The sequence below is a fragment of the Halonatronum saccharophilum DSM 13868 genome (genome assembly GCF_000517025.1).
In the GTDB taxonomy this organism is placed as follows: domain Bacteria; phylum Bacillota; class Halanaerobiia; order Halobacteroidales; family Halobacteroidaceae; genus Halonatronum; species Halonatronum saccharophilum.
On sequence record NZ_KI912094.1, the window covers coordinates 286,800 to 297,233 of the forward strand.

A 10,434-nucleotide genomic window follows, 5' to 3' on the forward strand; every position below is an offset into this window, starting at 1 on the left:
CTGAAGTAACCTTCTGCTTCAAATCATTATCCCGCTCAAAGTGGATCGCCATCTTCTCTAAAACCTCATCCAATACCCCACCTGCTTCCCCTGCTTCCATCATACTAATAAATAAGCTTGGAAATATATCAGTATGCTCTTCTAATGCTTGAGAAAACGACTGCCCACTCTCTACATTATCAGCTACTGAATTGATTGCTTCCTTTAGTTTAGAGTTTACAGTCTGTTCACCAAGTATCTCCAACGTCCTAACTAGGGAAAGTCCAGAGCTGACCATAGTTGAAAACTGACGACAAAAAAGAACTAAGTCCTGGGTACTAACCCCTCTAGTCTTCTCAATTAAATTTTTGATACTACTACTTTTTTCTGACTTACTTTCTTTTATAGCGATTATATAGTAACCTTTTTCCTTCAACTTCGCCTTTACACCCTCTATACTCGAGGCTTCCATTAGACCTTCAGATAAAGCACCATTCTTATCCCTTGCCTTATAGCTAAATACTTGAGCGATAAAAACCACCCCTTTTCTAGTCTATTACTCTTTTTTGACCCTCCTCGGGGCAAGCCCACGAGGATTCTTAGGCTGAGAGTGTAACCACTACTCATATCTCCTAAGCGTAACTTCCCGTTAGTCCAACGGTACATATCCTAAGTGGTACTTGCCTTTATTTTTAATCCTTCGTTTAAAATATTTATACTTGCATTAATATCCCTATCCCAAAACGATTTACATTCGGGACATTCCCACTTTCTAACCTTCAAATCTTTAACATTCTCATTCTTGTAACCACAATTACTACATAATTGACTACTAACGAAGAAAGTGTCTATTTTGACTAAATCTCTTCCATACCATTTAGCTTTATAAGTTAGTAATTCAATAAACTTACTCCAAGATACATCTGATATGGATTTAGCTAACTTAGAATTTTTAAGCATATTCTTTACTTTCAAAGTTTCAACTACTATAAGTTGATTTTCCTTAATTAGCTTAGTTGACAACTTATGAAGAAAGTCTAATCTAATATTAGCTATCTTTTCATGAACTTTACCTAGTTTATTTTTAACTTTGTACCAATTATTAGAACCTTTTTCTTTTCTAGCTAAACTTCTATTTAATCTACCTATCTTTTTCTCGTACTGCTTTAATATTCTAGCATTTGCTATTTTTTCACCATCTGATATAATAGCAAATTCTTTAAGCCCTAAATCTATTCCTATTTGCTTATCTGTTTTAGCTAATCCTTCAATATCCTCTGTAACTGCTATTGAGATAAAATATTTGTCTGTGTTAGTTCTAGTTACTGTTACATTCAATATCTCACCTTTAATTTCTTTAGATTTTCTAAATTTAATCCAACCCAATTTGGGTAGTTTGATTTTATTATATTTTATCTCAATATTGGTAGTTCCACTTTTTCTAGTAAATTTATTAGTACGATAAGAGTTTTTAGGATTCTTCTTAGATTTAAACTTAGGAAATCCATATTTACCTTTGAAGAAATTTTTAAAACTTCTATCTAAGTCTTTGAGTGCATTTTGTAAACTGAATTTATCCGGCTCTTTTAACCATTTCATTTCTTTCTTTAATTGAGTTAATTGCTTAGAAAATTTAGAATATGATTGATATTCATTTTCTTTAGCCTTATCTAAGAAATGATTATAAACATATCTAGCACATCCTACTGATTTATTAATTAATATTTTCTGTTCTTTATTAGGGCACAATCTAAATTTGTAGGCTTTTTCTCTAACTGTCATATTTTCACCTCTTTACTTAACACTATATTATAAACTTAAATAAGTTCAAATATTAATATTTAAGTATTATAATTAGGTTGGGAGGTGTTTATTTTGATGAAGCTATTAAAGATTTACTTAAAAAGCATAAAAAGTAAGATCAAGACCGTCCACTCTTACCACAGGGCAAGCCACAGTGGTAAGAGTGGACTTCAACTTCTATCACATAAATGCCATCCTATCTAAAGACTCCATACTCAATCCTCTCGCTAAAGCAGTATGATAAGATATAAGCTTATCTTTATACAATCTCTTTAAGGAGGATTTCATTGTGTGCATCCCTAAATTCTTGCCAGTCTGAATAATATTTTCAATCTGGTGGGTCTTTCCTTCTCTGATCAAATTTTTAACTGCTGGGTTAGAGACCATATATTCAGTTGCTACTACCATTCCTCTAGAACCTATGGACGGAAGTAGCTGTTGAGATAAGACACCCAACAAAACAATAGATAATTGAACTCTGATCTGATTTTGCTGATGAGGGGGAAAGGAGTCTACCACCCTATTTATAGTCTCTGCTGCACCATTGGTATGAAGTGTGGCAAGGACAAGATGGCCTGTCTCTGCAGCAGTAATAGCTGTTGAGATAGTCTTTAGATCTCTCATTTCCCCTACCATTATAATGTCAGGATCTTGTCTTAAAGCAGCTCTTAGCCCTACTGCAAAGCCTCCTGTATCCTCGCCAATAGCACGTTGATTGACAATACAATTATTATGGCGATGACGATACTCTATTGGATCCTCTAAAGTAATAATGTGCTTGTCATCCTCAGTTCTATTTATTTGGTCTACCATAGAAGCTAATGTTGTGGACTTTCCGCTACCTGTTGGCCCGGTTACCAAAAAAAGACCTCTAGGTTTTGTAAGCATCTCATCTAAATCGCTAGGAAGACCTAAATCCCCAATCCTAGGGACCTCATTAGGTATAATCCTCATAACCCCTGCCGGACTCCCTCTTTGTTTAAATAAATTAACCCTAAATCTATAATCCAATGCATCATACGAGAACTCTAGATCTCTTTGTTGAATAAATTTATCCTTTTGCTTGACATCCAATAGTTCAGAAATCAACCCCTCTATATTATTTAAATCTAAGACCTTATCACTCAATTTTACTAAGCGACTATTGACTCTTCCCATCGGTTCAATACCTACAGTAAGATGTATATCCGATGCATCTAAGTCTATCGCTTTTTTTAATATATCCTCTAACCTCATAGTATCACCCCTTTAATCTAAATGGACTTTAGTTACCCTCATTATCTCTTCTAGAGTTGTTACCCCTTGTTCGGCCTTCATTAGTCCTGATGTTTCTAGAGTGATCATCCCCTTCTTCTTAGCTTCCTCTTCTATCTCATCAGCCGAGGCATTGTTTACTATCAACTTCTTAATATCAGAATCAATCTCTAAAACCTCATGGATTGCTGCTCTTCCCCTATAACCAGTATCATTACAATTTCTACATCCTTCACCGTTATATAAAGATATTTTATCTTTCCCTTCTCCTAAATACTTCTCTAATTGCGGATCTATAATAATGTCATCATTTTCTGCTTTACAATCAGGACAAATTCTTCTAACCAAACGCTGAGCTATAACTCCCATTATAGAAGAAGCTACTAAGAAAGGCTCTACTCCCATATCTATCAACCTTCCTAAAGCACCAGCAGCTTCATTGGTATGGAGAGTACTTAACACTAAATGACCAGTCAAAGCAGCATGAATAGCAATCTCAGCAGTCTCTTTATCACGAATCTCACCAATCATTACTATATCAGGATCCTGGCGGAGAATCGCTCTTAAAGCATTAGCAAAAGTCAAACCTGCTTTTGGTAGTGTCTGAACCTGATTTATACCTTCTAGTCTATACTCCACTGGGTCTTCTACAGTGATAATATTATCATCACTGGTATCCAAAGAAGATAGTGCTGAATAAAGAGTAGTAGTCTTACCACTACCTGTTGGCCCTGTAATTAATAACATACCATGAGGCTGACCTATCATCTTCTTAAAGGACCTCTCTTGATTATCTAAAAAACCCAGTTTATCAATACTAAGCATCAAATTACTCTTGTCTAAAATTCTAAGTACAACCTTCTCACCTCGAACTGTAGGCAAAGAAGATACCCTTAAATCCACTTCCCTCCCATCACCTATAACCATTTGAATCCTGCCATCTTGAGGAATTCTTCGCTCTGATATATCCATCTCAGACATAATCTTTACCCTAGATACTAAAGCTGAATGAGTATGCTTGGGTATAGTCATATGATTATGGAGTACTCCATCTATTCTATATCTAACTCTAACCTGATCATCTTGTGGTTCAATATGTATATCGCTGGCCCGTGTTCTAATCCCATCAATTATAATATTATTTACTAGCCTTACTACAGGAGCATCATCAACCATCTCTCTTAACCTATCAACATCTTCACCTTCATCATCAGTTCCCCATTTTGATCCGATATCATCCAAAAGTTCGCTAACAAGATTATCATTCCCAAAATATCTCTGTAAAGCCAACTCGATTTCTGATGCTGTAGCTATAACCGGATCAACTTCACAGCTAGTTTTAATCCTAATATCATCAATAGCCAATACATCTAAAGGATCCTCCATTGCTACAGTAAGTCTCCTGCCTCTTTTTTTAATAGGTATCGCCCTATGCCTTACGGCTAATGATTCTGGAATAATTTTAATAACTTCATCATCAATAATAAATTTCTCTAAATCTACTTGAGGAATACCAAGTTGAAACTCTAATGCTTCTACCACATCTTGCTCAGTTAATAGATTCATCTCTTTCATAACCTTACCCAAACGCTTATCACTATCTTTCTGTATTCTTAAAGCTTCTTGTAATTCTTCTTCATTTATAAAACCCGCTTCAACTAAAATATCGCCTAACCTCTTCTTTTTAATCACAACAAACCCTCCTATTTATAGAAAAATAGAATAAAAACCTGTTATTCTTCTCTATTTTTTGCTAAAAAGATATCAAAATCATTTTATTGATAAAATTTACTTATATATGTTTTTTTGATATTCGATACTTATATATATCTCTAATACAAGTTTAGATATTGATGAATTTTCCCCTTCAAAAAACTATAAAATTTAAATAAAAATAAAACCGACCTATAACCTTAGAAACTAAGATTTAAGATCGGTTTCACCACTAGCTCCATATAACCAAGGTGACCAGATTTAGATTATACTTCAACACTCTTCTTTTAATTGTATTCTTTTCTTATCTGTGCTTATATTTTTAATTTTTATACTTATTTAATGAGATTATACCATATATAAATTAATTTTACAAATATTTTTTTGCATTTTACAAATCTAATGTATACAAAAAACAATAAAAACCTTTTTAAAATAAAAAAAACACACTTAGATATATAAGGGTGATTAAAATGGGGTGGATAATGGGATTCGAACCCACGACCTCAGGAGCCACAATCCTGCGCTCTAACCAACTGAGCTACATCCACCACGATATTTAATTAATACTTAATTTAAATGGCATGCCTGGGAGGATTCGAACCTCCGACCTACGGCTTAGAAGGCCGTTGCTCTATCCAGCTGAGCTACAGGCACATATTTTAACTCTTATTTATTAACTATTAGCTAATGACTAAAAACTAGAGCTCATTTTTTTGTGACAATCTTAATGGCCTAACATCAAAATCAACCTCTTATTTATTGTAGCAATATTTAGATGGAGCGGGAAACCGGACTCGAACCGGCGACACCCAGCTTGGAAGGCTGGTGCTCTAGCCAACTGAGCTACTCCCGCACATTAATTTAATTAACAGTAATCAAATGATAGTTAAGGACTTAAATTCTTTTAATCTTTCTAACTATCAATTCTCAATTAACAACTGTTAACTGGTACGAAGGGTGGGAGTCGAACCCACACGCCTTGCGGCACTAGATCCTAAGTCTAGCGTGTCTGCCAATTCCACCACCTTCGCTTAAAATGGTGGCCAGACCCGGACTCGAACCGGGGACACGAGGATTTTCAATCCTCTGCTCTACCAACTGAGCTATCTCGCCACGTTAAGTTCAATTAATAAATGGCTGCATCCATAAAGAACTACTATCATAAATAAATTGGTTGCGGGGGCTGGATTTGAACCAACGACCTTCGGGTTATGAGCCCGACGAGCTACCAACTGCTCCACCCCGCGATAATATTAAATTAATTCAACCATCTTTAAGAAAAAATTAAAATGGAGCCAACTATCGGAGTCGAACCGATGACCTGCTGATTACAAGTCAGCTGCTCTACCAGCTGAGCTAAGTTGGCCCGTCTTCAAGTTGATAGTTAAGACCTTAAGTTCTTAAAATCTTTTAGTCTCTTTAACTTTAAACTATTTTTAAATGGCGAGGATGACGAGACTCGAACTCGCGACCTCCGGCGTGACAGGCCGGCGTGGTAACCAACTCCACCACATCCCCACGGTATTAATTATTAATTGAAGTTTCTGGTGGGCGAAACAGGGCTCGAACCTGTGACCCCCTGCTTGTAAGGCAGGTGCTCTCCCAACTGAGCTATTCGCCCCTATTTAGCTTTGTGCTTTGTGCTAAAAATCTGAAGATTTTGGCTCATAGCACATAACTCATAACTCATAGCTATATGGTACCCCTCAATGTTTTAAACAGCAAAAACATCTCGTGGTGTCGTAATTACATACTTTCTTAGTAGCATAATAATTTAATGCCACTCTTCAACTTTAACGAAATTATTTGGTACCCCCAAGGGGATTCGAACCCCTGCCGCTGAGATGAAAACCCAGTATCCTAGGCCACTAGACGATGGGGGCCTAGTGTTAATTAATTTAATTGGGGTGGATAATGGGATTCGAACCCACGACCTCAGGAGCCACAATCCTGCGCTCTAACCAACTGAGCTATATCCACCATACTATTTAATTGATTTAAATGGCATGCTTGGGAGGATTCGAACCTCCGACCTACGGCTTAGAAGGCCGTTGCTCTATCCAGCTGAGCTACAAGCACACAAGGTTAAATATTAATGAATTTAAATTGGTGGGTCTAAGTGGATTTGAACCACTGACCTCACGCTTATCAGGCGTGCGCTCTAACCAACTGAGCTATAGACCCATAACTAAGGTTTCAGTTGATAATCACCAATAACTAAAAAGAATTTAACTTTGGAGCGGGAAACCGGACTCGAACCGGCGACACCCAGCTTGGAAGGCTGGTGCTCTAGCCAACTGAGCTACTCCCGCATATTTATCTTTCAGTTGCCAACCAAGACTTCAAAGATTTTAAGTTCTTAACTAAGCTCTTAAGACTGTTTACTACTTTCATTGGTACGAAGGGTGGGAGTCGAACCCACACACCTTGCGGTACTAGATCCTAAGTCTAGCGTGTCTGCCAATTCCACCACCTTCGCTTAGAGCTACCAACTGCTCCACCCCGCGATATTAAATTCAGTTAATAAATAATATTAAATAAAAAACAATACAAACAATTTATTCTTTATTATCTAATCAACTATTCTTTGGTTTAATGGTGAGCCATGGAGGATTCGAACCTCCGACACCCTGATTAAAAGTCAGGTGCTCTACCGACTGAGCTAATGGCCCTCGTTTTTTCAATTAACAACTGCTTTATTATGGTATGACGCTCTTGATGAGCTAACACTAAAAATATCAATGCGTCTTTTAATGAAAAGATTTGGTGGAGATAGTCGGGTTCGAACCGACGACCTCCGCCTTGCAAGGGCGGCGCTCTCCCAGCTGAGCTATATCCCCAAATGGAGCCAACTATCGGAGTCGAACCGATGACCTGCTGATTACAAGTCAGCTGCTCTACCAGCTGAGCTAAGTTGGCATATAAATTCAATTAATAATTTTTAAAATCTTTTGATTTTTCATTATTAACCTTTAATTCTTAATTAATTTAAATGGCGAGGATGACGAGACTCGAACTCGCGACCTCCGGCGTGACAGGCCGGCGTGGTAACCAACTCCACCACATCCCCGTATAATTCAGTTGATAGTTGATAGTGGATAATTGATAGTTAAGACCTTAAGTCCTTAAAATCTTTTAGTCTTTTTAACTGTCAACTATCAATTGTCAATTTTCAACTGTTTTGGTGGGCGAAACAGGGCTCGAACCTGTGACCCCCTGCTTGTAAGGCAGGTGCTCTCCCAACTGAGCTATTCGCCCTTAAAGATTTATTTATTACCGACAATTATTAGTATACTAAATCTCATTCCTTTAGTCAAGACTTTTTTGAAAAATCAGTCCTAAAATTTCTAATGTTGGCTCTGCTTAAATTATTATATGTTCTTAGTTAAAATTAATATGTCATATGATTAAATATACTAGTAATAAAGTTTAACTTTATTACTAATAATAGGCAATCAGCAATGAGTGGTTAGTAACACCTTAAAAATAGCCTTAAGGTTTTATTTTGCTCATTACTCTTTACTCATCACTGATTGCTATTGACATAAAAGTTTCATTTAACTATTGTTTATCTTACCTCTTTATAGAAGTCTTCATCTAAACTCTTAACAAGGACTTCTCTTCCATCTTCAGCATCTATCTCAACCTTGTACAACTCTCCATCTTCTCCTCCATCTACTTCACCAATAAATTCATAGGCCAAAAACTCTTCTTCTCCTCTCTTATCTAAGATTAGTCTTGGCTCTCTTTTTAGTGCTAAGTTCCTACTAATCTTCTCTTCTGCTTCCTCTTTAGTTAACTTAGGCTCTAAAATCTCTAAATCCCTTTCTTGATGGTTTAAGAGGTAATCCAATCCATTAAACCCAACTATGTCACCATTATCTAAGGCTACCTGTACAGTTATAGCATCAGGTTTAATAACTACATCCTCCATAACCGGGGCCAACGAAATAATAATCAGATCATTGAAGGTTTTACTAGATACAGGCTCTATACCTTCAAACCCATTCTCTTCTAAGAATACAACTGCATTATCCTTAGCCTCCTCAATCTCAATATTTCTCTCTCCTACCCTTCTTTGATTTAAAAGATAGATTACATTTCCACCCCTCTTACTTACATCTATATAGATTACTTCATTTTCATCATTTCCATTGGTAGCTCTAACAGTATAAGCTGGTATACTAGCTGGAGTAGTTTGACCTTCAATATCTACTTGCTCATTATTAATAACTTCAAAATCATATCCAGCAGGATCTACCATGAATTCTTTTGCTACCTCTATTGCTTCTTCTTGATCTATATCTTCTCCTTCTAGCTCAATTAAAGCAGTAATTATATCTCTAGGCTGAAAATCAAATATTCCATCTGGCAAAATAGATTCCAGTTCAGTTCTTAAGTCACTTAAATCTAAATTATCATTTAGCTCTATCAAACCGGCTATAGGACTAGCAGAATACTCTCTATCTTCTGGATCTATACTTACTCTTCTCTTATCGTGCCATTTAAATTGTTCTCTATTCATCTTATCATGAACAGTCTCGATATTTTTATGGACTAAACTAACTTGATTATGAAAAGACTGTACCATCTCCTTATCCTCTTCATCTAATCCACCATCTACTACCTTCTTATCTAAGTGTTCTGTGAATTGTAATACTTTATGCAACAACCCTTTAACATTCTCCATTGACGAATCACTTATTGGAATTTGGCCTAAATCTTCCTGAGCTGAATAAGTAGAACGCCAAATTTGTGATAGATTAACCGATAAGTTTTCTGGATCATTAGATACTAAGATAGTTCCTAGTTGAGACTCCAATTCATCGATATGGGTATTAAACCCTTGAAATGAGTTCTCATATCTAGTATCGAGCTCATTTTGGACTAAACCTAAAGTGGTATACTGATCATATCCCCAATATCCAACTGCACCTACCGCAAAGACTAGTGCTATTAAAACTAATACTTTCCAATCCATAATTATCCCTCCTATCTAGCATAAACATGCTTTCCTATTCTTGTTACCACTTCTCGACTAAATATCCAATGAGATGTTACCTTAGCTGGGTTATAGAAGAAAAGTGAACCATAAGTTGGGTCCCATCCCCTATAAGCATTAAGTGTTGCTCTGACAGCTTCTTCATCAGGGGTTAAGTTCCATATTATACCATGCATTACCGGAGTAAAGGCCCAAGGTTGATAGATTACCCCTGGTATGGTATTTGGAAAATCTGCATCACGATAACGATTCATAATAACCGCCCCTACAGCTACTTTACCTATAAAAGGCTCTCCCCTTGCCTCGGCATGAATTGTCCTAGCCATTAACCTTAACTTTGGAGATAGACTAAAGAAATCTGGGGTTCCTGCCTCACTCTCTTGAAGATTAACTTCAGGATGAATACTATAAACAAAGAAACCAACACCTACCAAAAGAAAAACCAATAGAAAGATTGCTCCTTTTTTCATTTTTTCCTCCTTATTTCTTAATATTGATTAATCTTATCTTTTGCTATTAATCTCTTTTATATACAAAAGTTTTGAAGTTCTATTTAGATGTAGTTGGTGAATTTTATCAGGGTTGAGATTTATAGTAATAAAGCGTAGCTTTATTACTGGTGATGAGTAATCAGTAATGAGTAATGGGTAAAACCTTAAAAAAACAGAAACCCCTTTGTT

The 10,434-nt window shown here is 36.3% G+C and carries 6 protein-coding genes, 20 tRNA genes and 1 riboswitch; all 26 genes read right to left on the minus strand.

Annotated elements, in window-relative coordinates; genetic code table 11:
* Nucleotides 1-520 (minus strand): type II secretion system F family protein (locus HALSAC_RS15090; protein WP_211231304.1); only part of this gene is annotated, 520 nt, incomplete at its 3' end.
* A gap of 128 nt (nt 521-648) precedes the next feature.
* Nucleotides 649-1,761 carry an IS200/IS605 family element RNA-guided endonuclease TnpB gene (gene tnpB, locus HALSAC_RS0104845; protein WP_027339322.1) on the minus strand — a complete coding sequence of 371 codons (1,113 nt, stop codon included), beginning with the start codon at nt 1,759-1,761 and terminating at the stop codon, nt 649-651.
* Between the two features lie 201 nt (nt 1,762-1,962).
* Nucleotides 1,963-3,018, minus strand: a complete 1,056-nt coding sequence (locus tag HALSAC_RS0104850; RefSeq protein ID WP_027339323.1) for a type IV pilus twitching motility protein PilT — start codon at nt 3,016-3,018, stop codon at nt 1,963-1,965.
* A gap of 12 nt (nt 3,019-3,030) precedes the next feature.
* Nucleotides 3,031-4,728: a type IV-A pilus assembly ATPase PilB gene (gene pilB / locus HALSAC_RS0104855; RefSeq protein WP_027339324.1), complete on the minus strand. Its 1,698-nt coding sequence runs from the start codon at nt 4,726-4,728 to the stop codon at nt 3,031-3,033.
* Nucleotides 4,729-4,958: 230 nt separating this feature from the next.
* A riboswitch (cyclic di-GMP riboswitch) is annotated at nt 4,959-5,042 on the minus strand.
* A gap of 181 nt (nt 5,043-5,223) precedes the next feature.
* A tRNA-His gene (locus HALSAC_RS0104860) sits at nt 5,224-5,300 on the minus strand.
* A gap of 29 nt (nt 5,301-5,329) precedes the next feature.
* Nucleotides 5,330-5,406, minus strand: a tRNA-Arg gene (locus tag HALSAC_RS0104865).
* Between the two features lie 122 nt (nt 5,407-5,528).
* Nucleotides 5,529-5,605 (minus strand) — tRNA-Gly (locus tag HALSAC_RS0104870).
* Between the two features lie 93 nt (nt 5,606-5,698).
* Nucleotides 5,699-5,783 (minus strand) — tRNA-Leu (locus HALSAC_RS0104875).
* A 6-nt stretch (nt 5,784-5,789) separates the two neighbouring features.
* A tRNA-Phe gene (locus tag HALSAC_RS0104880) sits at nt 5,790-5,865 on the minus strand.
* Nucleotides 5,866-5,923: 58 nt separating this feature from the next.
* Nucleotides 5,924-5,999, minus strand: a tRNA-Met gene (locus HALSAC_RS0104885).
* Between the two features lie 43 nt (nt 6,000-6,042).
* Nucleotides 6,043-6,118, minus strand: a tRNA-Thr gene (locus tag HALSAC_RS0104890).
* A gap of 75 nt (nt 6,119-6,193) precedes the next feature.
* Nucleotides 6,194-6,270 (minus strand) — tRNA-Asp (locus HALSAC_RS0104895).
* A gap of 27 nt (nt 6,271-6,297) precedes the next feature.
* Nucleotides 6,298-6,373: transfer RNA gene (locus HALSAC_RS0104900), tRNA-Val, on the minus strand.
* Between the two features lie 186 nt (nt 6,374-6,559).
* A tRNA-Glu gene (locus tag HALSAC_RS0104905) sits at nt 6,560-6,635 on the minus strand.
* 20 nt (nt 6,636-6,655) lie between these two features.
* A tRNA-His gene (locus tag HALSAC_RS0104910) sits at nt 6,656-6,732 on the minus strand.
* Nucleotides 6,733-6,754: 22 nt separating this feature from the next.
* Nucleotides 6,755-6,831: transfer RNA gene (locus HALSAC_RS0104915), tRNA-Arg, on the minus strand.
* Nucleotides 6,832-6,859: 28 nt separating this feature from the next.
* Nucleotides 6,860-6,936: transfer RNA gene (locus HALSAC_RS0104920), tRNA-Ile, on the minus strand.
* 51 nt (nt 6,937-6,987) lie between these two features.
* Nucleotides 6,988-7,064: transfer RNA gene (locus HALSAC_RS0104925), tRNA-Gly, on the minus strand.
* An 82-nt stretch (nt 7,065-7,146) separates the two neighbouring features.
* Nucleotides 7,147-7,231: transfer RNA gene (locus HALSAC_RS0104930), tRNA-Leu, on the minus strand.
* Nucleotides 7,232-7,348: 117 nt separating this feature from the next.
* A tRNA-Lys gene (locus tag HALSAC_RS0104935) sits at nt 7,349-7,424 on the minus strand.
* Between the two features lie 92 nt (nt 7,425-7,516).
* A tRNA-Ala gene (locus tag HALSAC_RS0104940) sits at nt 7,517-7,592 on the minus strand.
* A gap of 3 nt (nt 7,593-7,595) precedes the next feature.
* A tRNA-Thr gene (locus tag HALSAC_RS0104945) sits at nt 7,596-7,671 on the minus strand.
* 74 nt (nt 7,672-7,745) lie between these two features.
* Nucleotides 7,746-7,822, minus strand: a tRNA-Asp gene (locus HALSAC_RS0104950).
* A gap of 112 nt (nt 7,823-7,934) precedes the next feature.
* Nucleotides 7,935-8,010 (minus strand) — tRNA-Val (locus HALSAC_RS0104955).
* A gap of 310 nt (nt 8,011-8,320) precedes the next feature.
* Nucleotides 8,321-9,733, minus strand: coding sequence for a PepSY1/2 domain-containing protein (locus HALSAC_RS0104960; protein WP_027339325.1), 1,413 nt, complete (start codon nt 9,731-9,733; stop codon nt 8,321-8,323).
* A gap of 11 nt (nt 9,734-9,744) precedes the next feature.
* Nucleotides 9,745-10,224 carry a cell wall hydrolase gene (locus tag HALSAC_RS0104965; RefSeq protein ID WP_027339326.1) on the minus strand — a complete coding sequence of 160 codons (480 nt, stop codon included), beginning with the start codon at nt 10,222-10,224 and terminating at the stop codon, nt 9,745-9,747.
* Nucleotides 10,225-10,434 lie beyond the last annotated feature (210 nt).